This is a genomic window from Streptomyces sp. NPDC039430 (assembly GCF_055639435.1).
Genome location: NZ_JBVKAK010000020.1, coordinates 49,424 through 74,674, shown reverse-complemented (window position 1 = coordinate 74,674; position 25,251 = coordinate 49,424). Strand labels below are relative to the sequence as shown.

Sequence of the window (25,251 nt, the reverse complement as noted above, 5' to 3'; positions counted from 1 at the left end):
TGTGAGGGGAAAACATTGGGTCGACACTCTCCCCCCCTAGGCGGACGACAACCGAAGGGGGGGGGGGGGGGGGGTGCCCCCCCCCCCCCCCCCCCCCCCCCCCCCCCCCCCCTTCCCGATGGTGGTGGTGTCAGCGCACCGGGGTGAAGTCTCTGGCCCCGATGAAGTCCGGCCGCGGCACCGGCGCCGCGAACGGCCGCTCCGCCGCGTTCTCCACGCTGTTGAACACGATGAAGACATTGCTGCGCGGGTACGGCGTGATGTTGTCGCCCGAGCCGTGCATGCAGTTGCAGTCGAACCAGGTCGCCGAACCGGCCTTGCCCGTGAAGAGCTTGATCCCATGCTGGTCGGCCAGGGCCGTCAGCGCCTCGTTCGAGGGCGTGCCGGCGTCCTGCATCTTCAGCGACTGCTTGTAGTTGTCCTGCGGGGTCTCGCCCGCGCAGCCCAGGAAGGACTTGTGCGACCCGGGCATGATCATCAGGCCGCCGTTGGTGTCGAGGTTCTCGGTCAGCGCGATGGAGACCGATACGGTCCGCATGTTCGGCAGACCGTCCTCCGCGTGCCAGGTCTCGAAGTCCGAGTGCCAGTAGAAGCCCGAGGCGCCGAAGCCCGGCTTGACGTTGATCCGGGACTGGTGCACATAGACGTCCGAGCCGAGGATCTGCCGCGCGCGGCCCACCACCCGCTCGTCGCGTACGAGTCCGGCGAAGATCTCGCTCATGCGGTGGATCTCGAAGACGGACCGTACGTCCTGGGACTTGGGCTCGATGATCGAGCGCTCGTCCGCCCGTACCGCCGGGTCGGTGATCAGCCGCTCCAGCTCGGCGCGGTAGAGCGCCACCTCGTCCGGGCCGATCAGCTGCTCGACCGCGAGGAAGCCGTCCTGCTCGAAGCGTCCGAGATCGGCCGGCGTGATCGGTCCCGGCGTGTCGGGAGCGGACCAGACGACGGGGTCCTGCCGCGGGGTGGTCACCTCGCCGAGGCCGCGCGTGGGATACAGATCGGTCCGTACGGGGGTGGTGGTCATGGTCAGCCCTCCTCTGTCAGCAGCGGGTAGACACCGTTCTCGTCGTGGTCCTCCCGCCCGGTCACCGGTGGATTGAAGACACAGACGCAGCGGAAGTCGGTCTTCGGACGGAGCGTGTGGTGCTCATGGCCGTTCAGCAGATACATCGTGCCGGGGGAGATCCAGTGGGTCTCACCGGTCTCGTCGTTGGTCAGCTCGGCCTCGCCCTCGACGCACAGCACGGCCTCGATGTGGTTGGCGTACCACATCGACGTCTCCGTGCCCGCGTACAGGACGGTCTCGTGGAGGGAGAAGCCGACCTTCTCCTTGGCGAGCACGATGCGCTTGCTCTCCCAGGTCCCCGAGGCCGACTTCACATGGCGGTCGGTGTTCTCGATGTCCTTGAACGATCGGACGATCACGGTGCCTTGACGCCTTTCTTCTCTGCGGTCGCTCTGTGTGCGCTTTCTTGTGGGGTGTACCGAATGTCGTGGGTGGTGGCCGAGTGCCGTGTGCGCGTGCCCTGTGCCCCGCGTGCCGAGTGCCGGACGCCGGGTGCCGGGCGCGGCGGCGCCGCGCGGGCCGGGCGGGTGCGCGTACGGCGCGTGGGTCAGGCGGTTTCGCGTACGGCGCGTTCCACCGTGCGCAGCCCCTCGTCCAGCTCCTCCGCGGTGATGGTGAGCGGCGGCAGCAGCTTGACCACCTCGCTCTGCGGGCCCGAGGTCTCCAGCAGCAGCCCCAGCTCGAAGGCGCGGGCGCACACGGCGGACGCGCGGCCCTTGTCCTCGAACTGCATGCCCCAGACCAGACCGCGGCCCCGGACGTCGGGGACGTCGCCGCTGCTCTCGGCGCGGATCGCCAGCAGCGCCCGCTCCACCTGCTCACCGCGGGCGATGGTCTGCTTCTCCATCTGGCCGTCGGCCCAGTACGTGTTCAGCGCGGCGGCCGCGGTGACGAACGCCGGGTTGTTGCCCCGGAAGGTGCCGTTGTGCTCGCCGGGCTCCCAGACGTCCAGCTCCGGGGTGAACAGGCACAGCGACATGGGAAGCCCGTACCCGCTGATGGACTTCGAAAGCGTGACGATGTCCGGTGTGATGCCCGCCTCCTCGAACGAGAAGAAGGCGCCGGTACGGCCGCAGCCCATCTGGATGTCGTCGACGATCAGCAGCATGTCCTGGCGGTGGCAGAGATCGGCCAGCGCCCGCAGCCACTCGGGCCTGGCGACATTGATGCCGCCCTCGCCCTGGATGGTCTCGACGATGACGGCGGCGGGCTTGTTCAGCCCGGAGCCCTGGTCCTCCAGCAGCCGCTCGAACCAGAGGAAGTCGGGGGTCTGGCCGTCGAGGTAGTTGTCGAACGGCATCGGGGTGCCGTGCACCAGCGGGATGCCGGCCCCGGCGCGCTTGAACGCGTTGCCGGTCACGGCGAGTGAGCCCAGCGACATACCGTGGAAGGCGTTGGTGAAGGAGACGATCGACTCGCGGCCCTTCACCTTGCGGGCGAGCTTGAGGGCGGCCTCGACGGCGTTCGTGCCGGTGGGCCCGGGGAACATGACCTTGTACGGCAGATCACGCGGCCGGAGCACCACGTTCTGGAAGGACTCCAGGAAGGCGCGTTTCGCGGTCGTCGCCATGTCGAGCCCGTGGGTGATGCCGTCACGCTCGATGTAGTCGATCAGCGCGCGTTTCAGCACCGGGTTGTTGTGGCCGTAGTTCAGCGAGCCGGCGCCGGCGAAGAAGTCGAGGTAGCCATGGCCGTCCTCGTCGGTGAGGCGGGCGCCCCGCGCGCGGTCGAACACGGCGGGCCAGCCGCGGCAGTAGCTGCGTACCTCGGATTCGAGGGTCTCGAAAACGCTCAGTGCGGGCGGGGTGATAGTCACGGGGGTCTCCTGCCGATGGGGGTGTGCGGGTGGAGGGACGAGAGCGGGAGTGTGCTCGGGGCCCGGACGCTCGGGTGCGGCGTGCGTGGTCCGCACCGGTCCGCGCGACGTGACGCGGCTCAGCGCGCTTCCGTGCACTTCCGTGCACTTCCGTGCCGGTTCGGCGCTGCGTGGCACGTGCGGCACGTGTGGCACGTGTGGCACGTGTGGCGCGGCGCGGCCGTATCCGGGCGTGGCGGCGCCGGAGCCCTGGACGGGCTCCCGCGCGGGCCCGCTCAGGGCGAGAGCGGTCCGATGCGGTAGAGCACCTCCGGCTGATGCACCCCGTCGGGGAACAGTCCGCCGTCGAAGAGGACCTCGCGCTTGAGCGTCGCGCCGTGACGTGCCGCGTACGCGGTGAACAGCCGGTCCGAGGCGGTGTTGTCCGGGGTCACAGTCGTCTCGACGGCCGTGACGCCCCGCTCCTCGGTGACCCGGGCGGTCAGCTCGTCGAGCAGGGTGCCGGCGAGGCCGCGTCCGCGGTGGCTCGCGTCGACGGCCACCTGCCAGACGACCAGCGCCTCGGGGCGCTCCGGCCTTACGTACCCCGTGACGAACGCGATCGGGGATCCCCCCTCGTCACGGGCGACGAGGGAGGTGGCGGCGAAGTCACGACACCAGAGCAAGTAGCTGTACGAGGAGTTGAGGTCCAGGACCTCGGAGTCGCGGGCGATGCGCCAGATCGCGGCTCCGTCCTCCACTCGTGGGGCGTCGGTCGTGAAGGATCGGGGGAATTCGCTTCGGGCGCCTGCAAGGTCTGCTTGTGCGGCGGTCATACGGATTGAATTTACCCAGCAAATTCAAAAGATGCATCTTGGCCAGGGGTTGGGTGAGCCGCCGGGCTGTGTTATCGCGCGAGTAGGTGGCACCGGGTGCGCCGACCGAGAACCAGGGTAAAATGTAGCTATATGTTGGGGCGAAACGGGCGGATCTGTGGAGTCGGTCACATATCCGTAACGCTCGGGAGACCGCTCGGAATCACGCGCGGGACCCTGATGAAATCTTGGCGTTTAGGCCGGAGAAACGGGGGCAGACGAATACGGGAAGCTGCACGGAATAAAGCGTCTTCCCGTATTCGATAATTAATGCCCTCTTCAATTTATGGATACCGCGGCCACATATGGTCCGGGGACCGGCGGCGGCACGGCCCCGCGGCCGGTGTGCCGTCTAGAGCGTGTCGCCCTGGGCGCGGCGCGTCCAGGCCTCGTCGGCCGCCCGCACCGCGGCCTCCGGGTCCACCGCACCGCCGGAGCCGTCGAGCGCCGCGCCCAGCGCCAGCAGCGAGGACCGCACCGCGGCCGGGGTCGCGTCGGCGCCGTAGTGGTTGACGCGGATCAGCTCCGCGGCCAGTGCCCCGCCGCCCGCGATCAGCGGCAGCGCCGGATCGGCGGCCAGCGCCTTCGCCACCACACCGGCGGCGTCCACCCCCGCCGGGGTCCTGAGCGTCGTGGCCACCGGAGCGGCCTCGGCGGCCTCGTGGACGAACGGCGCCAGACCGCCGCCCAGCGCCAGCGCGCCCGCGCGGGTCGCCGCGGCCGCCGAGGCGTGCCGGGCCATGACCGTCTCCTGGCCGGCGGCCTCGATGCGTTCCACACACGCCTCCAGCGCCAGCATCTCCAGCTGCGCCGGGGCGTGCGGCAGCGCCCGGCGGTCGCCGTCGATCCAGCGTTCCTTCCAGTCGAGGAGCGAGAGGTACGAGCGGCGCGGGGCCCGGGGATTGGCGGCGAACCGCTCCCAGGCGCGCTCGCTCACGGACACGGCCGACACCCCGGCGGGACCACCCATCGCCTTCTGCGCGCCGATCACGCACAGATCCACCCCCCAGGCGTCGGTAAGCAGCGGTTCGGCGGCCACCGACGCCACGGCGTCCAGCATGAACAGCGCGCCATGGGCCCGTACGACCTCGCCGATCTCCGCGACGGGGTTGGTGTTGCCGGTCGCGGCCTCCGCGTGCACCAGCGAGACGAAGTCGATCTCGGGGCGCGCTGCCAGGGCCTGTTCGATCGCCTCCGCGGTCACGGCCGTGTGGAACGGCACCCCCAGGTCCACGACCACCGCGCCGCAGTCGCGCAGCCAGTTCCCGAAGGTCTGCCCGTACGGTCCCGTCACGACGTTCAGCGCGGTGGAACCGGGGCCCGCCCCGCCGCGGATGCAGCCCTCCAGCGGCAGCAGGGCCTCGCCCTGCATGATCACGACATCGTTCTCGGTGGCGAGGAGCGAGGCCACGCGGCGTTCGATGGCGGCGAAGTGCGCGGCGGTCAGCGGAGGCAGGTCCAGCAGCGGGTGTGTCACGGCGGTGCTCTCTTCGGTGTGTCGGGTCGGTTCGGGCCGGGTCGGGTCGGTTCGGGCCAGGTCGGGCCGGGTCGGCTCGGTCGGGCGGTTCGGTCGGGAAGGCCGGGCGGTTCGAGTGGTTCTGGCGGTTCTGGCGGTTCGGCTGGGCATCGGTTCGGGGCGGCGGACACGGGGTACGGGCCCGGGTCGGAGAGTTGTGCGAACCCCCCGGTCGAGGGTACTCACGCCCTCGTACAGTGCTGCTCATGAGTGATCACACGGTGCTGCGCGTGAAGGGGCGGGTGCTCGTCGGCCCCGAGGAGGCCAGGGACGAACTGTGGGTCGTGGACGGCCGGATCACGTACGACCGGCCACCCGGCGCCCGCGATGTCCGTACGGTCGAGGGCTGGGCGCTGCCCGGACTGGTGGACGCCCACTGCCATGTCGGGCTCGACCATCACGGCGCGGTCGACGAGGCGACCAGCGAGAAGCAGGCGCTCGACGAGCGCGAGGCGGGAGCCCTGCTGCTCAGGGACGCCGGATCGCCCGTGGACACCCACTGGATCGACGACCGCGAGGATCTGCCGAAGATCATCAGGGCGGGCCGCCATATCGCCAGGACCCGTCGCTACATCCGCAACTACGCCCATGAGATCGAGCCGGAGGACCTCGTCGCGTACGTGGCCCGGGAGGCGCGGCGCGGCGACGGCTGGGTGAAGCTCGTCGGTGACTGGATCGACCGCGACGCGGGCGACCTGACCGCCTGCTGGCCGCGCGCCGAGGTCGAGGAGGCCATCGCGGAGGCGCACCGGCTCGGGGCCAGGGTCACCGCGCACTGCTTCGCCGAGGCCGCACTCCGCGATCTCGTCGAGGCGGGCATCGACTGCGTCGAGCACGCGACGGGGCTCACCGAGAACACCATCCCGCTCTTCGCGGAGCGTGGCGTCGCGATCGTCCCGACGCTGGTCAACATCGCGACGTTCCCGCGGCTCGCGGCGGGCGGCCGGGACAGGTTCCCGCGCTGGTCGGCGCATATGAACCGGCTGTACGAGCGCCGCTACGACACCGTGCGCGCGGCGTACGACGCGGGCGTCCCGGTCTTCGTCGGCACGGACGCGGGCGGCGGTCTGGCCCACGGTCTGGTGGCGGGTGAGGTCGAGGAGCTGACGAAGGCCGGGATCCCGCCACTGGAGGCGCTCTCGGCGACCACCTGGGGTGCGCGCGAGTGGCTGGGGCGCCCGTCGCTGGAGGAGGGCGCTCCGGGGGATCTCGTGGTGTACGGCGAGGATCCGCGCGCGGACGTACGGGTCCTGGCGGCGCCGCGGCGGATCGTCCTGAACGGGCGGATCGTCGGCTGACCCGGGTGCGGAGACGACCGGCCGGGGCGGGCGGCGCCCGGTTGACGGGGGCGTGACGCGGAGCGGCCGGAGTCGTTGAACTCCCTCACGCGTTCCTGGTCAGGGCGACGGGCGTACCGCTCCGGCACCCTGACGCGCCGTCATCGGTGGGGACCGAGAAACGCATGTGCCACAAGAATCGAATATGCACCCGGAAACCCCACTTTGGAGTGAACTCACCCCAGGTGTCTGCCGGTTCACTCTCCGTGCGTAAAGATTCCGGTGTCTCGGTCGCCACCGCCCCGTGTCCCCGTTGGGCGGACCGGCGACACCAAATCTCTTGTGGGGGTTCCACATCTTGAACAGCAACACCTTCCGCATGCCCGCGCGCCGTGCCGCCGCCCTGACGGCCGCCGCCGCACTGACGGCGGGTCCCCTGCTCCTCGCCGCTCCGGCGCGGGCCACCGAGGGCACGGACGACGGACGGGCGACCGCGGTCGTGCTCCGGGCCGGCCTCGACGTGTCCCTGCTCAACAAGACCCTCAACGTGCCCCTGCGGGCCGCCCTGAACGAGGTGTCGGCGCCCGCGAGCGCGGACAAGACGACGCTCAGCGTTCAGCTGGACGGGGTCGACCAGGGCAGGGCCTTCACCCTGCTGCGCGCCGACGTGGCCACCGCGCGGGCGACCGCCGACGCGCGCAAGGCGGAGGGATACAGCAACCTCGCCCACGCGAAGGTGCATGTGCCCGGACTGCCGCTGCTCTCGCTCATCGAGATCCAGGAGGTCACCTCCAAGGCGGTCTGCGCGGCCGGGAAGCGGCCGGTCGCGGAGTCGGAGCTGCTCGGCCAGGTGACCGTGCTCGGCAAGCGGGTCACGCTCTCCGCGGGCGGTCCCACCCGCGTCGAGGTCCCGGGCGTGGGTGAGGTGACACTCGATCTGTCGAAGACGCACACCACGTCCCGTACGGCCGCGGCCAGCGCCCTGGAACTGCGGGTGTCGATCAACCCGCTCAAGCTGAATGTCGCCGAGGTCGAGGGCACCGTCACGCTCGCCGGGGCCACCTGTGAGTCACCGAAGGCACCCGCGGCCACGACGGCGCCGGAACCGGAGAAGTCCGCGCCCGCGAAGGCCGATACGAAGCCGCAGACCGTGACGGAGCCGGTCGAGGAGAACCTCGCGGAGACGGGAGGCAACTCCACGACGCCGTATCTGGCGGGCGGCGCGGTGGCGCTGCTCGGGGCGGGCGGCGGAGCGCTGCTGCTGGCGAGGGCCGCGCGCAAGCGCTGACCCGCTCCTGCCCGCTGACGCCATGTCAGGGCGGGCCCGGGGCGGTCCGGGGGCCGGGAGCGGGAGGCGCTTCCGGCCCTTCGGGCCTTCGGGCCCAGGGTCTTCGGGTCCCGGGTCTTCGGGTCCCGGGTCTTCGGGCCCCGGGTCTTTGAGCCTTCGGGCCCGCGGCCCTTCCGGCTTCGGCCGGGAGCGCTTCCGGCCCCTCAGGCCTTCGGCAGGGGGCCGGTGCCCTGGCGCTGTCCGAGCGCCCGGGTGGCGGCCCGCGCCGGTTCCGTGAGGTTCAGGAAGTCGGTGCTGTCCGCCCACTGGTCCACGCCGCCCGTCAGCGGCCGTCCCCGTAGCCCGGGATCCGTGACCGTCGCCGACAGCGCCCGCGCGAACCGCTCGGCGTGCAGCACCTGGAACGGCCGGCCGTGATAGCTCCGGCACGCCGGATCCACCGGTTCGGCGAGCCCGGACTCGTTCTGGAGCGCGGCCACCGTCTCGTACGCCGCGCACAGCCCGCGTTCCCGCTCCGGGTACTCCGTCGCCGCCAGCGCGCTCCGCAGCGACGGCAGCAGGCTGCCGGCCACATCCAGCTGTCCGAACGCGCTGCCCAGCCACTTGCCGTACGGCGCGTACCGCCGCTCCAGGAGCAGACACAGCCGCATGAGGTCGCGCACCAGCCGGCCCGCGACCACCATCGAGCCCAGCTCGTCCCCGGCCTCCGCGCAGCGCCCGACGAAGGCCTCCTCCTGCGAGATCCGCTGCCACTGACAGGCCAGCAGATGGCGCCACACCTGGTCCGGGTACCAGACCAGCCGTCGCCGCGCCGTGGTGAGCGTGCCGAGCCCGTCATGGAACACCGCGCCGCCCGTCACCTCCGCGAGCCGCTGCTGCGGCATCGCCAGCCAGTCCAGGACGGTCGGATCGCCGGACGCCGGATCGGTGCCGGTCGCCGACGTCAGCCAGCCGCCGACATCCTGGACGGAGACCCGGTGGTCGACCGGACCGTCCGTCAGCTCCATCTGCCCGACCGGGTCGAGCGGATCGTCGGGCCGCCGGAAATGGGTGGGCCAGCCGCGTACGTGCTTCGGCAGCCGCTCGGCCAGAAGCCGGTGGAGAGGGGCGCCGTACCGGGCCACTTCGTCCGGCGCCAGGAACAGCTGGAGCCGGGGCCCCCACTCGTGATCGGCGGAGCGCGCCGTGTCGAAGCCGAGGACCTCCGAGCCGGTGCCGACCCGCGCGGCGGCATGGCGCAGTCCGGGGAAGGCGTCGTCGAGAAGCGGACGAACGGCCTCCTCGTACAGGATCCTGGACAGCTCAAGACCGGGCAGGAAAGCGGCGTCGGCGGAGGTCATGCGTTCACTTTGGCGGGCGTGGACCCCCTGGACCAGCGAATATCGGGGGCGCCACTCAGCCGACCGCCGACAGCCGTTAGCTGTCGGGTCAGCCGTGAGCCGACCACCGTCCGAGCCGACCACCGACCGCCGACTGCCGTCAGGCCGGCCGCCGTCCGGGTCAGCCGACCGCCGTCAGCGCCTGGTCCAGGGCCTGGAGGAAACGGTTCGTCGTGGCCCGGTCGCGGACCGCGAGCCGCAGCCAGTCGCGGTCGAGCCCCGGGAACGTGTCGCCGCGCCGGGCGGCGAAGCCCAGCGTGCGGAGCCTGGCCCGCACCGCGTCCGCCCGCTTCACCCGTATCAGCACGAACGGTCCCGCCGCCGCCTCCACCGCCCGTACCTCCTCGAACTCCGCGAGCCCGGCCAGCAGATGCGCGCGCTCCACCGCGATGCGGCACGCCGCCTGCCCCGCCTCCGCCAGCGCGGCGGGGGACATGCACGCCTCCGCCGCCGCCAGCGCGGGCGTCGAGACCGGCCACAGCGGCTGCGCGCGCTCCAGCGCCGCGACCGTGCCCGGCTCGGCCAGTACATAGCCGATCCGCAGGCCCGCCAGGCCCCAGGTCTTGGTGAGGCTGCGCAACACGACGAGCCCCGGCACGTCCATCCGCCCGGCCAGCCCCTCCGGCTCGCCCGGCACCGCGTCCATGAACGCCTCGTCCACCACCAGCGTCCGGCCGGGACGGGCCAGCTTCGCTATCGCCTCGGCCGGGTGGAGCACGGACGTCGGGTTGGTCGGATTCCCGAGCACCACCAGATCCGCGTCGTCGGGCACGGCCTCCGGATCCAGCCGGAACCCGTCCTCCGGGCGCAGCAGCACCCGCCGCACCTCGTGTCCCGCGTCCCGCAGCGCCGCTTCCGGTTCGGTGAACTGCGGATGGACGACCACGGGCCGGCGGGCCGGCAGCGCGCGGGCCAGCAGCACGAACGCCTCCGCCGCCCCCGCCGTCAGCAGCGTCCGCTCGACCGGCAGTCCGTGCCGCGCCGCGACCGCCGCGCGGGCCGCCCGCCCGTCGGGGTAGGCGGCGAGCCCGGTCAGTGAGTCGGCGATGCGCGCGCGCAGCCACTCCGGGGGAGTGCCCGTACGGACGTTGACCGCGAGATCGATCAGCCCCGCGGCTCCGTCCCGCACTTCCGCGTCGCCGTGATGGCGCAGATCGTGGCTGTCAGCGCGCGTAGACATGGCAGTCACGGGGGTCGTCGCCTGATATGGCGTCCGGCGTGGGCGACGGGGCCGACGACGGCCGGGGAAACGACAGCCGGGGAAGCGACCGCGATCCCCGCCGCGGGGACGTCACTCCCCGGCTGTTCTCGATGGACTGGACGACGCGGATCACCGGGCTCCTTTCCCTTTCTCCCGCCACCGGTCTCCCCGGGGCGTCACCACACGGTCCGCGCTCTGCCGCGAGGCCGCTGCTCTCTGTCTGCTCTCCGCCGGCCGCTCTCCGCCTGCTGCCGACACGGACATCATTTCCGCCCGCGCCGGTTCCACTCCGACTGGCTTCTATCCGCCACGGCGCAGGTGACCGAAGCGGGGCGGCCGGCGCCGGCGTCCGACTTCCTTTTCGGTACGAGCAGTTCGCCCCCGCCCGCCAGCGCGGCGGCCTCGGCGACGGACGGTGTCCCCAGCGCCGCCAGCGGCGCCCCGGACGGATTCGGTACGGCGATCCCGGCCAGCAGCGTGGCCGGATATCCCCTCAGGGGGACGCCGAGCCGCGCCGCCGCCCCCGCGATCCCGGCCTCGCCGGTCCTGCTCTCGGCCGTGGCCAGCTCGATCAGGTCGCACGGCGAGAGCCCGGCGTCCCGCAGCGTGGTCTCGATCAGCCCGAGCACCTCCGCCACGGACACGCCGGAGCGCGCGCCGACCCCCACGACGAGCCCCGGCTCCGGCTCGTACCCCGGCTCCCGCCCGTACCCCGGCTCCCGCCCGTACCCCGGCTCCGGCGCGCGCCCCGGCCCCCGCGCCGGATGTGCGAAGTGCCGGTCCGATCCGCTATGCAAGGGCCCATGGCGGTGTTCGTCGCGCTCGGCGCGTTCCTCATGACGCTGTTCGGCGGGTGGACGGCGCAGCGCGTCACCGACCGCCGCCATCTCGTACTGGGCCTGGCCGGGGGGCTGATGCTCGGCGTCGTCGGACTGGATCTGCTGCCCGAGGCGATGCACGCCGCGAGCGGCGAGATCCTCGGGGTACCCCAGGCGCTGCTGCTGTTCGTGGGCGGCTTTCTCGTAGCCCATCTGGTGGAACGTTTGCTCGCCGTCCGCCGCGCGTCCCACGGCGGCGACCCGCACGCCTCCGGCCCCTCGGCAGGCGAGCGGGTGCCCCAGGTGGGACTGACCGCGGCGGCGGCCATGGTGGGCCACAGCCTGATGGACGGCATCGCGCTCGGCGCGGCCTTCCAGGTCGGCGGCGGCATGGGCACCGCCGTCGCCCTCGCCGTCATCGCCCATGACTTCGCCGACGGCTTCAACACGTACACGATCACCAGCCTGTACGGGAACGACCGGCGCAGGGCGATCACGATGCTCGTCGCCGACGCGATCGCGCCGGTGCTCGGCGCCGCGTCCACCCTGCTGTTCACCCTCCCGGCGGAAGCGCTCGGCAGCTACCTCGGCTTCTTCGCCGGCGTCCTGCTCTATCTGGCCGCGGCCGAGATCCTGCCCGAGGCGCACCACGACCATCCCGCGCGCTCCACGCTGCTCTGCACGGTCCTCGGCGTGGGCTTCATCTGGGTGGTGGTCGGCGTCGCCGACTGACCAGGGGCGCCCGTACCCCGCCGGCCCGTCCGTCACGCCGTACATCGCTCCACGAACCGCCGCGCCAGCTCCGGCGCCGCCGCCCAGTGCGTATGCAGATAGCTCGCGTGCACGCCCCCCTGGACGAACCCCTCCACCCTGCGCTCCGGATGCACCACGCCCCACGCCGGAGCCGCCCCGGCGCCCGGTTCCAGCACCGTCCGGTGGAACTCATGCCCCCGTACGCGCGTACCGGCCCGCGCCAGCGCGCTGTCGCCGACCGCCACCGCCTCCCGGTAGCCCAGCGTCAGCCGTCCCGACATCCGCGCGTCGGCCGCCAGCACCCCGCACATCGGCGCCCCGTCCAGGGAGCGCGCCAGATACAGCAGCCCGGCGCACTCGGCTGCCACCGGAGCGCCGGAGTGCGCCAGCTCCGCCACGGCCTTGCACAGCGGCTCGTTGGCCGACAGCTCCGGCGCGTACACCTCGGGGAACCCGCCGCCGATCACCAGACCCCTGGTGCCTTCCGGGAGCACCTCGTCCCGCAGCGGATCGAACGGGACGACGTCCGCGCCCGCAGCCGCCAGCAGCTCGGTGTGCTCCGCGTACGAGAAGGTGAAGGCGGACCCGCCGGCCACCGCGATCACCGGCCGGCCCGCGCCCGCCACGGAGGCGACCGGCTCGACCGCCGGTTCCCACGGCGTCACATCGAGCGCCGGCGCACTGCGCGCGAGCGCAAGCAGCGCCTCCAGATCGCACCCCGCCCGCACCCGCGCGGCCAGCTCCCGCATCGACCCGACCGCCTCCGCGCGCCGCTCGGCGACCGGCACCAGACCCAGATGGCGCGAGGGCGCGGTGACGCCGTCGGCGCGCCGCAGCACCCCCATGACCGGCACGCCCGACTCGTCCAGCGCCTCGCGCAGCAGCCGTTCGTGCCGGTCGGTGGCGACCTTGTTGAGGATCACCCCGCCGATCCGCACCTCCGGATCCCAGGAGGCGAAGCCGTGCACCAGCGCCGCCACCGAACGCGACTGCGACGAGGCGTCCACCACCAGGACCACCGGCGCGCGCAGCAGCTTCGACACCTGGGCGGTGGAGGCCAGTTCGCCCTGGCCCGACGCGCCGTCGTAGAGCCCCATCACGCCCTCGACGACCGCCAGGTCACAGCCCGCCGCGCCATGCGCGAACAGCGGCCCGATCAGACCGGTACCGCACATGTACGCGTCGAGATTGCGGCCCGGCCGGACACGCGCGGCGGAGCCGGGGACGACGGCGGAGCCGGTCGCGCCGACCGGTCCGTAGGCGCCCGATGCCCCCGGGGAGACGGCCAGCGCGTGATACCCGGGGTCGATGTAGTCGGGCCCGACCTTGTGCGGGGACACGGCCAGACCGCGTTCCGAGAAGGCCGCCATCAGCCCCGTCGCGACCGTGGTCTTGCCGCTCCCGGAGGCGGGCGCGGCGATGACCAGACGCGGGACGTTCACCATGGGACGTTCACCACTCGATACCTCTCTGGCCCTTCTGGCCCGCGTCCATCGGATGCTTGACCTTCGTCATCTCCGTGACGAGATCCGCGAAGTCCATCAGCTTCTCCGGGGCGTTGCGCCCGGTGATCACCACATGCTGGGTGCCGGGGCGTCCGCGCAGCACCTCGATCACCTCGTCGGTGTCCACCCACCCCCAGTGCAGCGGATAGGCGAACTCGTCCAGCACGTACAGCTTGTGCGTCTCGGCCGCCAGATCGCGCTTGACCTGCTCCCAGCCCTCGCGCGCCGCCTCCTCGTTGGAGTACTGCGCGTCGCGCTGCACCCAGGACCAGCCCTCGCCCATCTTGTGCCAGGCGACAGGACCGCCCTCGCCGCTCGCCCCCAGCACCTTCAGCGCCCGCTCCTCGCCGACCTTCCACTTCGCGGACTTCACGAACTGGAACACCCCGACCGGCCACCCCTGCGTCCAGGCGCGCAGAGCGAGCCCGAACGCCGCCGTCGACTTGCCCTTGCCGGTGCCGGTATGGACGAGGACGAGCGGACGGTTGCGGCGCTGGCGGGTGGTGAGCCCGTCGTCCGGTACGGATTCCGGCTGTCCCTGTGGCATCAAGCGGCCCTCCTGGGTCGTCCGTTGTGTGCGTGCGTCTGCCGTACATCCCGCTGTACGTCCCTGACCAGGCCCGCGATGCTGTCCGCGCGCAGCTCGTCGAGCGTGATGGCCGTACCCTCCAGATCCGCGGCGAGCGACGCGGCCAGACCGAGCCGTACCGGACCCGACTCGCAGTCCACGACCACCGAGGCCGTCCCCTCCGAGGCGTGCAGCCGCGCCGCGCGCGCCGCCAGCGCCACCGGATCCGCGCCGTCCGCCGGCCGCGCGCCGGTCGCCCGGCCGTCCGTCACCACGAGCAGCAGCGGACGCCGCGCCGGGTCCCGCATCCGTTCCACCCGCAGCACGTCGTGCGCCTTGAGCAGCCCGGCGGCGAGCGGCGTACGCCCGCCCGTCGGCAGCGACTCCAGCCGGGCCGCCGCCGCGTCCACCGACGAGGTGGGCGGCAGCGCGACCTCCGCCTCCTTGCCACGGAAGGTGATCAGACCGACCTTGTCGCGCCGCTGGTACGCGTCCAGCAGCAGGGAGAGCACCGCGCCCTTCACCGCGCTCATCCGCCGCCTGGCCGCCATCGAGCCCGACGCGTCGACCACGAACAGCACGAGATTCCCCTCGCGCCCCTCCCGGGTCGCCTGCCGCAGATCGTCCCCGCGCACCACCAGGCCGGGACCGCTGCGCCCGCGCGCCCGCTGGTGCGGGGCCGCCGCCTGCACGGTCGCCGCCAGATGCAGCTTGGTGAGCGCGCCCCTGGGCTGCCGGGACCCGGTCGTCCTGCCGTGCTCGGTACGGGCCCGGGAGCGCCGCCCGGCCGCGCCCTCGCCCAGACCCGGCACGCTCAGCGTCTTCGTACGGAACGGTTCGGCGGCCCGTACGGCGGACCGCTCACCGGCCCCGGCGCGGCCCGTCCGCCCCTGGGGCTCCGCCTCCGCGGGCGTGTCGTCCCGTGCCCCCGGGTCGTGCTCGACGGGCGTGTCGTCCTGCCCGGACCCGGACTCGTGCGGCGTGTCGGGGCCCCCGGATCCCTCAGGACCGGACCGCGGCGGGATGCCACCGCCCCCGCCGGGCCCGTCAGGACCCGGGTCGTCGTCCCCGCCGTCGCCGTCCTCGCCCTTGAACTCGTCCAGCGTGTCGTCGAGCTTGTCCTCGTCGAGCCCCGGCGCGTCGAAGGGGTTGCGGCGCCGCCGGTGCGGCAGCGCCAGCAGCGCGGCCTGCCGTACGTCCTCGGCGCGCACGTCCGTACGCCCCGCCCACGCGGCCAGCGCCGCCGCGGTCCGCGCCATCACGATGTCCGCCCGCATCCCGTCCACCTCGAACGCGGCGCACGTCGCGGCTATCCGGAGCAGCGCGGCGTCCCCGAGCCGCACCTCGGGCAGCAGTGCCCGCGCGGCCACGATCCGGTCCCGCAGCGCGGTCTCCTCCTCGGCCCAGCGCGCCGCGAACCCGGCCGGATCGTCGTCGAACGCCAGCCGCCGCCGTACGACCTCCACCCGCAGCTCCGGCTCGCGCGAGGCCGCGACCTCCACGGTCAGCCCGAAACGGTCGAGCAACTGCGGCCGCAGCTCGCCCTCCTCGGGGTTCATCGTCCCGACGAGCAGGAAGCGCGCCGCGTGCCGTACGGAGACGCCCTCGCGCTCGACGTACGAGGCACCCATGGCGGCGGCGTCCAGCAGCAGGTCGACCAGGTGGTCATGGAGGAGGTTGACCTCGTCGACGTAGAGCACCCCGCGGTGCGCGTCGGCGAGCAGACCGGGCTCGAAGGCCTTCACGCCCTCGGACAGCGCCCGCTCGATGTCCAGCGCGCCCACGAGACGGTCCTCCGAGGCGCCCACGGGCAGCTCGACCATCCGGGCGGGCCTGGACGTGCCAGGAGCCGTCTCGTGCGGCCCGTCGGGGCATCGCGGATCGGGCGCGGCGGGATCGCAGCTGAACCGGCATCCGGCGACGACCGGCACCTCCGGCAGCAGCGCCGAAAGGGCCCGTACGGCCGTGGACTTGGCGGTGCCCTTCTCACCCCGCACGAGCACACCGCCCACGGCGGGGCTCACCGCGTTGAGCAACAGGGCGAGCCGCAGATCGTCCATTCCCACCACGGCGGTGAACGGAAAGGGGGTGCTCATATGCTGATCGCTCCTTCGAAGATGGTCGTCATGGCGCTCCCGGCGGAATGAAGGGCAGCCCCGGGGGCGCGCCCTCCTCGATCAGGCGCATCAGCGCGTCCGTGTCCGCGTGCTCCTCGATGAGGTCACCGAGCAGGTCGAGCTGTTCCTCCCGCAACGCGCCGAAGCTCGTGCCGGGCGCGGGGACGAAACGCCGGCCCGCGGTCCGCGCCACCTCCGTCAGGAACCGCCGCCGGAACGCGTCGCTCTCCAGCGCCCCGTGCCAGTGCGTGCCCGTGACAGCCCCCACCCGGCAGCCGTCCAGCGCCCGTCCGTCTGTGTCGGAGACGAAGGCGTCGCCTCCCCGTACGTCGGCGACGCCGTGATGGATCTCGTACCCCTCCACCGTCTCGCCTAGGGCCACGCCCACCGGCCTGGCCAGGGTCTTCTCGCGGGCGAACCGCACCCGTACCGGCAGCAGTCCGAGGCCGGGCACCGCGCCCGCCCGGGACTCCACCTCGTCGTCGATGTGCTCGCCCAGGAGCTGGTAGCCGCCGCAGATCCCCAGGACGGGACGGCCCTCCGCGGCCCGCCGGGCGAGCGCGTCGGCGAGCCCGCGCTCGCGCAGCCACGCCAGCGCCTTGACCGTGCCGCGCGTGCCGGGCACCACCACGAGATCGGCGTCGGCCAGCTCCTCCGGCCGGTCCACGAACCGCACGACGACCCCCGGCTCCGCCGCCAGCGCGTCCGCATCGGTGAAGTTGGACATCAGCGGTACGGCGCAGACCGCGACCCGCAGCACGTCCTCGCCGTACGGGGGAGCGGCAGGCGACTCGCGTACGGCGCCGCGCGCCGAGACGCGCAGCCCGTCCTCCTCGTCGATGCCCAGACCGTGCCGGAACGGCAGGACGCCGAGCGTGGACCGCCCCGTGATCCCGCGGAGCATCTCAAGACCGGGTTCGAGCAGGGAGACGTCGCCCCGGAACTTGTTGACCAGATAGCCCGCGATCAGCTCCTGGTCCTCGGGGGACAGGAGCGCCGTCGTCCCGAAGAACGAGGCGAAGACGCCGCCCCGGTCGATGTCCCCGACGACCACCACCGGCAGCCGCGCGGCCCGCGCGATGCCCATGTTCACGATGTCGGTACGGCGCAGATTGATCTCGGCGGGGCTGCCGGCCCCTTCGCAGATCACGGCGTCGTAGCTGCCGCGCAGCCGCTCCAGGCACTCCAGGACGGGCCCGAGCAGCAATTCCCGCCGCCCCTCGTGCGGTGTCCGCCCCGGGGACGCTTCCTGAGAGGTCCCGAAGAACCCCCTGGCGCTCATTTCTCCCACCGGCCGCCCCATCAGCACCACTTGGCTGCTGCGGTCACTGCCGGGCTTCAGCAGGACCGGGTTCATCAGCGCCGTCGGTTCGATCCGGGCGGCCTGGGCCTGCATCGCCTGGGCCCGGCCGATCTCCGCGCCCTCGCGCGTCACGAACGAGTTCAGCGACATGTTCTGCCCCTTGAAGGGCGCGACCTTCACCCCACGGCGCACCAGCCAGCGGCAGATCCCCGCCGTGACCACGCTCTTGCCCGCGTCGGAGGTCGTGCCGGCTATCAGCAGCCCCCCGCCGCGCCCGCCCCTGCTCATCCGCGTCCCTTTCGCCCGGTCCCACGGCGTAGCGCGCGGTGGGCGAGTCCGTACCCGAAACGGCCCGCCACACAGACCGCGAGGGCGGCCACGGTCACCCGGCGCGACAGCCGTACGGCCCGCTCGATGTCCGCGACCCCGGCCGGCCGGCCCTCGCCGTTCAGCACCGGCCTGTGCTCCACGCGCCCGCCGTACGCGAGCGTCCCGCCCAGCCGTACGCCCAGCGCGCCGGCGAACGACGCCTCCACGGGGCCCGCGTTGGGGCTCGGGTGTTTACGGGCGTCCCGCCGTACCGCCCGCAGGGCCGCGCCGGGATCGCCGCCGACCCCGCCGGCCAGCGCACCGGCGAGTACGGCGGTCAGCCGGGCGCCCGGCGCGCCCACGACATCGTCGAGCCGGGCCGAGGCCCAGCCGAACCTGCGGTACCGGGGCGAGAGATGACCCACCATCGCGTCCAGCGTGTTCACGGCACGGAATCCGGCGAGCCCCGGCACGCCCGCCACCGCCCCCCACACCAGCGCGCCCACGACCGCGTCGGAGGTGTTCTCGGCGACCGACTCCACCACGGCGCGCGCGATCTGCTGTCCGTCGAGCGCCCGCGGGTCACGGCCGCACAGCCGCGGCAGCCGCTCCCTGGCCCGTTCGACGTCCCCGGCGGTGAGCGCGGCGCCGATGGCGCGTGCCTCACGTCCCAGCGAGGTGCCGCCGACCACGGCCCAGGTGGTGGCGGCGGTCAGCGCCACGGAGGCGGTGCGGTGGTCCCGTACGCCCCGGGCCGCCAGCGCCGCGACCCCGGCGGCTCCTCCGGCGCATACCGCGGTGTGCAGTGCGCCCCAGCCCCGGTGGTCGCGCCACAGCCTCCGCTCGACGGCCGTCGCCGCCCGGCCGAACGCGGCGACGGGATGGCCCCGGCGCGGATCGCCGAACAGCAGATCACCCAGGAGGCCCACGGCGGCGCCGTAGGCGAAAACACGCTCGGCGGGCCGACCCCGGCCGCGCACGACGGCCGAACGGCGGCCAGGCATGGCGAAATGTCCTCACTCAGGGTCCGCGCCCCGGCTCGACGTGATGCGGCGGCGAGAGTTCCTGGCTCCTGGAGACGTGGCTCGCAGTGACAGTGGCGGGACCGCGCCGGATTCGCACCGGCTTCCTCTTCTGCCGTCGTCAAATGGCCCCGGAAGTCCACCACGCAGCGCAAACACCCGTCAACTCATCCCTGACCAGCGACGGGACAGTGTGCCGAGCCCCACACGCCACCCCAGCCCCACGGGCACCGAAGAACCGGCCTGGCACGGGCACCGAAGAACCGGCCCGGCACGTGAACCGTGAACCGGCCCGGCACGTGAACCGGCCCCGGCGCGTGACGGACGCGCCGGGGCCGGCCCGGGTCGAGGTGGCGCGGTCGATCCGCCGCCCGGTCAGGCGACGATCAGATAGATCCCGTACGCGACGGCCGCCACGCACAGCGCGAAGCAGGCGTACGCGCCCACGCGGGCCAGGGCCACGGAGCCGGCGGCCCCCTGCGCGCTCGCCTGCTCCTGCTTGGCGAGGCCCACGATGCCGAGGGTGAACAGGCCCACGAGAGCGACGGTGGCCACGAGGCTGACACCGAAGACGGAACCGAGTGCTGCCCAGTCGATGTTCATGCGGTTTCTCTTCCTTACACCGTGGCGGTTCGCGCGGGCTCGCCCGCGGCGTCCGTGGAGCCAGGGGCCGGGATCGTGGTCGACAGTTCCTGCGCGGCACCGGCCGTGGGCGGCGGGGTGACGGCCGCGATGGCGGCGGTGACGACGCCCGCGGGCTCGGTGGTCCCGGCGCCTTCCGCCGCGCCGACGGCTCCGGCCTCGTTCTCGTTCACGTTGGTGTGGTCGACCCGCCGGCGGCGCGAGGCGAGCCAGATCGCCCCGGAGATCGCGACGAGCAGGACGGCGACGACCGCGACGCCCCAGCCGCCCTGGCCGGTCAGGAACTCGGCCCCGGCGGCGACCAGGCCCGCGGCGGGCAGGGTCAGTCCCCAGGCGATGAACATCCGGCTGGCGGTCGACCAGCGGACCACCCCGCCCTTGCGGCCGAGGCCCGCGCCCATCACGGCGCCGGAGCAGGACTGGGTGGTGGAGAGCGAGAAGCCCAGGTGCGAGGAGGCCAGGATGACGGTCGCGGCGCTGGTCTGGGCGGCGAAGCCCTGCTGCGGCTGGAGATCGGTGAGGCCGGTGCCCATGGTGCGGATGATGCGCCAGCCGCCGAGATACGTTCCGAGCGCGATCGCCACTCCAGCGGAGACGATGACCCACATCGGAGGGTTGGAGCCCGGGGCGAGGACGCCGCCGGTGACCAGCGCGAGGGTGATGACGCCCATCGTCTTCTGCGCGTCGTTGGTGCCGTGCGCGAGGGAGACGAGACCGGCGGAGGCGATCTGCCCGGCGCGGTAGCCCTTGGCGGTCGCCTTGTCGTCCGTACGGCGGCCGATGCGGTACGTCAGCCGCGTCGCGAGCAGCGCCGCGAGACCGGCGACGACCGGCGCGGCGAGCGCGGGGATCAGCACCTTCGTGATGACGACGCCGCCGTTGACCCCGGAGGCGCCGACCGACATCAGGGTGGCGCCGATCAGGCCGCCGAAGAGTGCGTGGGAGGAGCTCGACGGAAGGCCGAGCAGCCAGGTGAAGAGGTTCCACAGGATGGCGCCGACGAGCGCCGCGAAGATCACTTCTGTTCTGATGCCCTGTTCGTTGATGAGTCCGCCGGAGATCGTCTTGGCGACCTCCACGGACAGGAACGCGCCGACAAGATTCAGGACGGCGGACATGCCCACCGCGATCTTGGGCTTCAGAGCGCCGGTCGAGATGGTCGTCGCCATCGCGTTCGCGGTGTCGTGGAAGCCGTTCGTGAAATCGAACACGAGAGCCGTCACGATCACGATCGCGAGCAGCAGCGTGATGTGTTCCATTGACCCAGGACCCAGGCAATCTTTTGACGTCAGTGGCCTCGGTGAACGTAGGGAGTCAGAGTGAACGGAAGATGAACTGGGCTCGTCTTCGCGGTGTCCCCATGTGTGGAGAAATCGCCCGCCTGTTCTGCTGAAGTGCCCTGGGCCGTCTTGCTTCCGCCTGACAGGATTCTCTTATGACTGATCAGCGGAGCCGGGACGCGATAGCCGGGGCCTGGCGTGAACTCATCGCCACCGCCCGGAGAACAGCAGGTGAAGGACTTGTCGTCGGCACATCGGGCAACGTGTCGGTACGGATCGGCGAACTGATCCTTGTCACGCCGAGCGGGGTCCCGTATGACCAGCTGACTTCCGAGGACGCCGTCGGCGTCGATCCTGACGGCCGGCAGGTCCTCGGCGATTTCACCCCTACGAGTGAGCTGCCCCTGCACCTCGCCGTTTACCGGAACACCTCCGCGACGGCCGTGGTCCACACCCACGCCGTGCACGCCACCGCCGTCTCCACCCTCGTCCCCGAACTGCCCCTGATCCACTACATGGCGGCGGCCCACGGCGGCGCCGTCCGGGTCGCGCCCTACGCGCTGTACGGCTCGGACGAACTGGCCGCCCATATGCTCGACGCCCTGCGCGACCGGAACGCCTGCCTCCTCCAGAACCACGGCACGGTCGCCTACGGGGACAGCCTCGCCCAGGCCTACGACCGCACGGCGCAGCTGGAGTGGATGTGCCGCCTGTGGCTCACGGCGAACTCGCTGCCCGGCCGCACCCCCACGCTGCTGACCGAGGCCCAGCTGGACGAGGTCGGACAGAAGCTGAAGGGGTACGGACAGCGGGGCTGACCAGCGTTTCCGGCGGGGCGCTCGACAGGGACCGGGCATCTCGGGCACCCCGACGGTCACCCCCGGCTGGCCGAGCCCGCCGGGGGTGACCACACTGGGAACGTGCGCCCCGCCAAAGCGACGGCTGCGGCCGTCTCCACAGTCATCGGTGTCGGCGCGGCCGCGTTCGCGGCCGGCCGCTACGCAGGCGACGCCACGCTCAGGACGCCGCCGGGCCGTCCCCTGCCGGGCGACCCCCGTCTCACCGTGCACGCCACGGCCGCCGGACAGATCGCCCTGACCCGCTGTCTCGCCTCTTTGCGCCCCGGTACGTACGGGATCGAGGGCCCCGGCGTCCACGCGGTCGTCGGGCCGGTCCTGGACGAGGTGGAACACGCCGCGGACACCGTGGTGCGCCGGCTGGAGCGCGTCAGCCACGGCTCGCTCTTCCCGGGCACCCGGGTACGCCTCACCCCGCAGGTCCACAGCGGCGATCCCACCTCCGCGCTCGGCCTCGGCCACAAGGACGTGATGATCCCGGGCGAACTCGGCCCCCTGCCCGCCTGGTTCGTACCCGGGGTGCGAGACACCTGGGTGATCACCACGCACGGTCTCGGCACCACCCGGGAGCACCCCCTGAACGTCATGGAGTTCCTCGCGGAACAGGAACTTCCGGTACTCGACCTCGCCTATCGCGGCGATCCCGGGGCGCCCCGCTCCCCGGACGGCCTCGGCCACCTCGGCGAGTCCGAATGGCGTGACCTCGACGCGGCGATCCGTTACGCGGTCCGGTACGGCGCCGAGCGCGTGGTGCTGCACGGCTGGTCCACCGGCGCCTCGATGGCCCTCGGCGCGGCGGCCGGCTCCCCGCTCCGCGCCCGGATCGCCGGGCTGGTGCTCGACTCGCCGGTGCTGGACGCGGAGGCCACCCTGCGGGCGCTGGCCACCGCCCGCCGTGTCCCCACGCCGCTGCTGCCGCTCGCGGTCCGGTCGGCCCAGGGCAGGGCCGGTCTCGACGGTGACCGGCTGCGGCAGGCCGCCGACCCCGGCAGGCTGAACATTCCGACGCTGATCTTCCACGGCCCCGACGACACCCTCGCGTCCTGGAACCCCTCCCGCGAACTCGCCGCCCACCGCTCCGGTCTGATCAGCCTGCACGCCGTCGCGCACGCCCCGCACGGCGCCATGTGGAACGCGGACCCGGCGGGATACGAAGAGGTGCTCCGACGCTTCCTCACCCCCCTGATGTAGCGGCTGACCTCCCTGAGGCGGCGCCCGGCGCGGCACCCGGGACGGCGCCGCCCCAGGGGGCGCTTTACCGGTGTCTGACGGATCTTTCCGGCATGCGGCGCCGTGGCGGGATCCGATGCGACGCCCGACGCTCCGCTTCGCCTCCTTCACGCACCTTGCGACCCACCGGAGCCACCCGCCACAGAGCGCTCCACCAGCTGTCACGTCCCTTTCCAACAGGCGTCTTCCTTCCCTTCCGTGCCCCGCGGCACCCGCGTGGAACGGGCCTCTTCCGCCCTTCCCGTACCGCTGGAACAGGTTCCGTTTGGGCTTTCGGGCGGTCACCGGGAAGACTGCCCCCGTGACGTCCCGAAAGCCTGATGAGCAATTGGCGCGCAACTCCAGACTCCGACTCGTCCGCCCGCGGCCGTTGGCCACGGCCCGACGGGCTGTGACCGACGGGCGCAGCCGTCCGGCACCCCGGCCGCCCGAGGGCACTCCGCCCCCGGCGGAGCTGGCCCGTCAGGCGAGAGCGGTCCTCGCCGACGCGGTACGGATCGCCCGCTGGGCGGCCGGTGACCGGGACCCCGGCGCGGGGCCGCTCGACGCGGCGGCGGCGGAACGGGCCGCCGTGGCGCTGGAGTTGACGTCCGACCAGGTGCGCGCGGGCTGGGACCGTGCCCGGCTGGCCGGACTCGTCGAGCTGCACGGCACCGCCGTACGGCCCGGCTGGCGGCTCCAGGCGTGGGACCGCGACGACAGCGCGGTCCAGCGCGGCTGGGTGGCGCTCTTCGACGCCTGGTCGCTCGTGCACCCGGCGCCCGACGATGTCGCCGCCTCCACGGTCGCCGAGGTCGTCGAGGCCGTTCCTCAGGTGCTCTCCCTCCTCCAGCTCTCCGCGGGACCGGTGCTCGTACCGGCCCTGCTCGATCTCCTCCAGCAGCGGGTCGCGGAACTCCACGAGGAGCGCTGCGAGGTGCCCTACGGCCCGCAGCCCGCCCCCGTCGAGCCCCCGGCGCCCGAGCCGCCGGCCGGCGACCTGCTGCCACCGCTCCTCGACTGGGCCCTGGAAGGGCTGGCCGCCGTGGGCGCGCTGACCCTGGGGAAGGGCCAGGCGACCCTCACCCCGCTCGGCAACTGGGCGGTCTGGGTCAAGCTGGAGCAGATCTGCGTCGCCGCGCAGAGCCCCGCGGGCAATATCGAGCAGTCCGCCGAGCACATGCTGCGCGGCTGCGCGCGGCTCACCCCCGGCCCCGCCCGCGCCGAATACCGCGCCTGGCTCGCCGCCCGCACCGTCGGCAGCGCGGTCACCGAACTGCTCGCCGTCGCCCGGGGAGAGGACGCCCTCCTGCGCGGGCTCGCCTTCGAGGCGCTGCGTGTCGTCGGCGCCCCCGCCGAGGCCGAGGTACGGGCCGCGGCGACGGACTCCTCGCTGCGCCCCTACGCCCTGCTCTGGCTGGCGGAGTACGAGGGCGCCGACCCGGAGGACGCCGCCGAGGTCCTCACCCGGGAGGAGTCCACCTGGCTCTGGGTGGACACCGCGGCGGCCGTCGCCGACCACGGCGAGAGCGAACTGCTGGTCCGCCACCTGGACTCCGCCGTGCAGGGCAATGTGCCCGCGCTGCTCGACGAGGTCCGGGCCGTCGGCCACCCCCGTACCGTCCAGGTCCTCGTCGCCCTCGCCGCCGCGCATCCGGACCCCGCCCTCGCCAAGGCGGTCCGCCGGGCGGCCTTCCAGGTGCACACCGGAGGAGCCTGACCGGCCAGGTCCGCGCGCCGCGCGACCGAGGCAGGAGGACCGGTCCCGCCGGCCCCGGCCGCGCGGCGGTGCCCCCCCCGGCCGCCGGGAGCGCGGTCCGCCGCGCCTCGGCCGGCCGTGCCTCAGCCGCCCGCGCCCGGTACGTACGTCCCGAAGCTCCATATGTTCCCCTCGGCGTCGCGGGCCATGTAGTCCCGTGAGCCGTAGTCCTGGTCCGTGGGCGCCATCAGGATCTCGACGCCGTGCTCCACCGCCCGCGCGTGGTGCGCGTCGACGTCCTCGACGACCACGTAGACGCCCGCCGGGCCCGCGTCGCCCATCGCCTTGGCGAAGACACCCGTCCGCCCCTTCGAGCCCAGCATCACCACGCCGCTGCCGGAGGCCAGCTCGGCGTGGAGCACCTCGCCGCCCTCGCCCTCGTACACCGCCACCTCGGTGAACCCGAAGGCGTCCGTCAGCGTCCTGATGGCCGCCTTCGCGTCCCTGTACAGGATGGTCGGGCAGATGCTCGGTGCTCCGGTCATGCTGATCATCCCTTCGCGGTCTCGAATGTGACGCGGATCTCAGTCTCGCACCGGCCACTGACAATCGGCCTTCGAGCCGTCACGGCCCCGCCGCCGGCAGCCGGGGCCGAACGGGGGGTGTGGGGGCCCCCCCCCCCCCCTGCTCCTGGGGCCACCCCCCCCCCCTCCCCGGCCCCCCACCCGCCCCCCCACCCCACCAAAGGCAAAAAAACAAACCCACAAAA

At 73.0% G+C, this 25,251-nt stretch carries 21 protein-coding genes, 1 pseudogene and 1 riboswitch; of the genes and pseudogenes, 6 read left to right on the top strand and 16 right to left on the bottom strand.

Translation table 11 applies throughout. From position 1 onward, the window contains the following. Positions 1-130 precede the first annotated feature (130 nt). From thpD to ACZ7LS_RS32745, 5 genes are all read right to left on the bottom strand, one after another. On the bottom strand, positions 131-1,027 hold the full coding sequence (gene thpD, locus ACZ7LS_RS32765) for an ectoine hydroxylase (RefSeq protein ID WP_382529161.1): 897 nt from the start codon (positions 1,025-1,027) through the stop codon (positions 131-133). Positions 1,028-1,029: 2 nt separating this feature from the next. Beyond that, positions 1,030-1,428 carry an ectoine synthase gene (locus ACZ7LS_RS32760; RefSeq protein ID WP_382529158.1) on the bottom strand — a complete coding sequence of 133 codons (399 nt, stop codon included), beginning with the start codon at positions 1,426-1,428 and terminating at the stop codon, positions 1,030-1,032. A gap of 188 nt (positions 1,429-1,616) precedes the next feature. Further along, entirely contained in the window at positions 1,617-2,885 is a 1,269-nt protein-coding gene (ectB, locus tag ACZ7LS_RS32755) for a diaminobutyrate--2-oxoglutarate transaminase (protein ID WP_382529156.1), read from the bottom strand. Positions 2,886-3,160: 275 nt separating this feature from the next. After that, complete coding sequence (ectA, locus tag ACZ7LS_RS32750) at positions 3,161-3,700, bottom strand: diaminobutyrate acetyltransferase (RefSeq protein ID WP_382529153.1); 540 nt, start codon at positions 3,698-3,700, stop codon at positions 3,161-3,163. A gap of 391 nt (positions 3,701-4,091) precedes the next feature. Continuing rightward, positions 4,092-5,216 carry a pyridoxal-phosphate-dependent aminotransferase family protein gene (locus ACZ7LS_RS32745; RefSeq protein ID WP_385135417.1) on the bottom strand — a complete coding sequence of 375 codons (1,125 nt, stop codon included), beginning with the start codon at positions 5,214-5,216 and terminating at the stop codon, positions 4,092-4,094. Between the two features lie 245 nt (positions 5,217-5,461). Here ACZ7LS_RS32745 and ACZ7LS_RS32740 point away from each other — a divergent pair, with 245 nt between their 5' ends. Both ACZ7LS_RS32740 and ACZ7LS_RS32735 read left to right on the top strand, forming a co-directional pair. Beyond that, positions 5,462-6,553, top strand: a complete 1,092-nt coding sequence (locus ACZ7LS_RS32740) for an amidohydrolase family protein (RefSeq protein WP_382529148.1) — start codon at positions 5,462-5,464, stop codon at positions 6,551-6,553. 337 nt (positions 6,554-6,890) lie between these two features. Beyond that, positions 6,891-7,820: an SCO1860 family LAETG-anchored protein gene (locus ACZ7LS_RS32735; protein ID WP_382529145.1), complete on the top strand. Its 930-nt coding sequence runs from the start codon at positions 6,891-6,893 to the stop codon at positions 7,818-7,820. Positions 7,821-8,023: 203 nt separating this feature from the next. Here the strand turns inward: ACZ7LS_RS32735 and ACZ7LS_RS32730 are convergent, their stop codons facing one another. From ACZ7LS_RS32730 to ACZ7LS_RS32720, 3 genes and pseudogenes are all read right to left on the bottom strand, one after another. Next, positions 8,024-9,160 carry a DUF4037 domain-containing protein gene (locus tag ACZ7LS_RS32730; protein ID WP_385135414.1) on the bottom strand — a complete coding sequence of 379 codons (1,137 nt, stop codon included), beginning with the start codon at positions 9,158-9,160 and terminating at the stop codon, positions 8,024-8,026. Between the two features lie 160 nt (positions 9,161-9,320). After that, positions 9,321-10,379, bottom strand: coding sequence for an Rv2231c family pyridoxal phosphate-dependent protein CobC (gene cobC / locus ACZ7LS_RS32725; RefSeq protein ID WP_385135411.1), 1,059 nt, complete (start codon positions 10,377-10,379; stop codon positions 9,321-9,323). A gap of 320 nt (positions 10,380-10,699) precedes the next feature. Further along, positions 10,700-11,068: pseudogene (locus ACZ7LS_RS32720) on the bottom strand (cobalamin biosynthesis protein); the annotation flags it as partial. Between the two features lie 135 nt (positions 11,069-11,203). Between ACZ7LS_RS32720 and ACZ7LS_RS32715 the strand changes: the two are divergent. Further along, entirely contained in the window at positions 11,204-11,950 is a 747-nt protein-coding gene (locus tag ACZ7LS_RS32715) for a ZIP family metal transporter (RefSeq protein WP_382529132.1), read from the top strand. A 32-nt stretch (positions 11,951-11,982) separates the two neighbouring features. On the opposite strand, the gene ACZ7LS_RS32710 is transcribed toward ACZ7LS_RS32715, so the two are convergent. The 7 genes from ACZ7LS_RS32710 to ACZ7LS_RS32680 form a co-directional block, all read right to left on the bottom strand. Beyond that, the gene (locus ACZ7LS_RS32710; protein ID WP_385135408.1) at positions 11,983-13,416 is read right to left on the bottom strand and encodes a cobyrinate a,c-diamide synthase; all 1,434 of its coding nucleotides are present in this window, start codon (positions 13,414-13,416) and stop codon (positions 11,983-11,985) included. Positions 13,417-13,423: 7 nt separating this feature from the next. Continuing rightward, positions 13,424-14,023, bottom strand: a complete 600-nt coding sequence (gene cobO, locus ACZ7LS_RS32705; RefSeq protein ID WP_382674410.1) for a cob(I)yrinic acid a,c-diamide adenosyltransferase — start codon at positions 14,021-14,023, stop codon at positions 13,424-13,426. Further along, positions 14,023-16,140 carry a putative cobaltochelatase gene (locus tag ACZ7LS_RS32700; RefSeq protein WP_385135406.1) on the bottom strand — a complete coding sequence of 706 codons (2,118 nt, stop codon included), beginning with the start codon at positions 16,138-16,140 and terminating at the stop codon, positions 14,023-14,025. The genes cobO and ACZ7LS_RS32700 overlap by 1 nt, the downstream gene beginning before the upstream one ends. A 28-nt stretch (positions 16,141-16,168) precedes the next feature. After that, a complete protein-coding gene (locus ACZ7LS_RS32695; protein WP_382529120.1) occupies positions 16,169-17,752 on the bottom strand; it encodes a cobyric acid synthase in 1,584 nt (527 codons plus the stop codon). Further along, positions 17,749-18,777, bottom strand: coding sequence for a cobalamin biosynthesis protein (locus ACZ7LS_RS32690; RefSeq protein WP_382529118.1), 1,029 nt, complete (start codon positions 18,775-18,777; stop codon positions 17,749-17,751). The genes ACZ7LS_RS32695 and ACZ7LS_RS32690 overlap by 4 nt, the downstream gene beginning before the upstream one ends. Beyond that, positions 18,761-18,957: riboswitch (cobalamin riboswitch) on the bottom strand. It overlaps the preceding gene by 17 nt. Positions 18,958-19,170: 213 nt before the next feature. Further along, complete coding sequence (locus tag ACZ7LS_RS32685; protein WP_382529115.1) at positions 19,171-19,398, bottom strand: hypothetical protein; 228 nt, start codon at positions 19,396-19,398, stop codon at positions 19,171-19,173. A 14-nt stretch (positions 19,399-19,412) separates the two neighbouring features. Then, positions 19,413-20,696 (bottom strand): inorganic phosphate transporter, encoded by a 1,284-nt coding sequence (locus tag ACZ7LS_RS32680; RefSeq protein WP_385135402.1) that lies wholly within the window; start codon positions 20,694-20,696, stop codon positions 19,413-19,415. 176 nt (positions 20,697-20,872) lie between these two features. Here ACZ7LS_RS32680 and ACZ7LS_RS32675 point away from each other — a divergent pair, with 176 nt between their 5' ends. From ACZ7LS_RS32675 to ACZ7LS_RS32665, 3 genes are all read left to right on the top strand, one after another. After that, positions 20,873-21,535 carry a class II aldolase/adducin family protein gene (locus ACZ7LS_RS32675; protein WP_382674400.1) on the top strand — a complete coding sequence of 221 codons (663 nt, stop codon included), beginning with the start codon at positions 20,873-20,875 and terminating at the stop codon, positions 21,533-21,535. 102 nt (positions 21,536-21,637) lie between these two features. After that, the gene (locus ACZ7LS_RS32670; RefSeq protein WP_382674397.1) at positions 21,638-22,765 is read left to right on the top strand and encodes an alpha/beta hydrolase; all 1,128 of its coding nucleotides are present in this window, start codon (positions 21,638-21,640) and stop codon (positions 22,763-22,765) included. Between the two features lie 430 nt (positions 22,766-23,195). Further along, positions 23,196-24,503, top strand: coding sequence for a hypothetical protein (locus tag ACZ7LS_RS32665; RefSeq protein WP_382529105.1), 1,308 nt, complete (start codon positions 23,196-23,198; stop codon positions 24,501-24,503). 122 nt (positions 24,504-24,625) lie between these two features. Here the strand turns inward: ACZ7LS_RS32665 and ACZ7LS_RS32660 are convergent, their stop codons facing one another. Continuing rightward, positions 24,626-25,027: a VOC family protein gene (locus ACZ7LS_RS32660; RefSeq protein WP_382529102.1), complete on the bottom strand. Its 402-nt coding sequence runs from the start codon at positions 25,025-25,027 to the stop codon at positions 24,626-24,628. Positions 25,028-25,251: the final 224 nt, after the last annotated feature.

Coding starts and splice junctions, on each gene's coding strand:
- ACZ7LS_RS32690 (WP_382529118.1), bottom strand. CDS start 18,777: ATGCCTGGCCGCCGTTCGGCCGTCGTGCGCGGCCGGGGTCGGCCCGCC.
- cobO (WP_382674410.1), bottom strand. CDS start 14,023: ATGCCACAGGGACAGCCGGAATCCGTACCGGACGACGGGCTCACCACC.
- ACZ7LS_RS32740 (WP_382529148.1), top strand. CDS start 5,462: ATGAGTGATCACACGGTGCTGCGCGTGAAGGGGCGGGTGCTCGTCGGC.
- cobC (WP_385135411.1), bottom strand. CDS start 10,379: ATGTCTACGCGCGCTGACAGCCACGATCTGCGCCATCACGGCGACGCG.
- ectA (WP_382529153.1), bottom strand. CDS start 3,700: ATGACCGCCGCACAAGCAGACCTTGCAGGCGCCCGAAGCGAATTCCCC.
- ACZ7LS_RS32675 (WP_382674400.1), top strand. CDS start 20,873: ATGACTGATCAGCGGAGCCGGGACGCGATAGCCGGGGCCTGGCGTGAA.
- ACZ7LS_RS32700 (WP_385135406.1), bottom strand. CDS start 16,140: ATGAGCACCCCCTTTCCGTTCACCGCCGTGGTGGGAATGGACGATCTG.
- ACZ7LS_RS32685 (WP_382529115.1), bottom strand. CDS start 19,398: ATGAACATCGACTGGGCAGCACTCGGTTCCGTCTTCGGTGTCAGCCTC.
- ACZ7LS_RS32695 (WP_382529120.1), bottom strand. CDS start 17,752: ATGAGCAGGGGCGGGCGCGGCGGGGGGCTGCTGATAGCCGGCACGACC.
- thpD (WP_382529161.1), bottom strand. CDS start 1,027: ATGACCACCACCCCCGTACGGACCGATCTGTATCCCACGCGCGGCCTC.
- ACZ7LS_RS32730 (WP_385135414.1), bottom strand. CDS start 9,160: ATGACCTCCGCCGACGCCGCTTTCCTGCCCGGTCTTGAGCTGTCCAGG.
- ACZ7LS_RS32680 (WP_385135402.1), bottom strand. CDS start 20,696: ATGGAACACATCACGCTGCTGCTCGCGATCGTGATCGTGACGGCTCTC.
- ACZ7LS_RS32710 (WP_385135408.1), bottom strand. CDS start 13,416: ATGGTGAACGTCCCGCGTCTGGTCATCGCCGCGCCCGCCTCCGGGAGC.
- ACZ7LS_RS32715 (WP_382529132.1), top strand. CDS start 11,204: ATGGCGGTGTTCGTCGCGCTCGGCGCGTTCCTCATGACGCTGTTCGGC.
- ACZ7LS_RS32660 (WP_382529102.1), bottom strand. CDS start 25,027: ATGACCGGAGCACCGAGCATCTGCCCGACCATCCTGTACAGGGACGCG.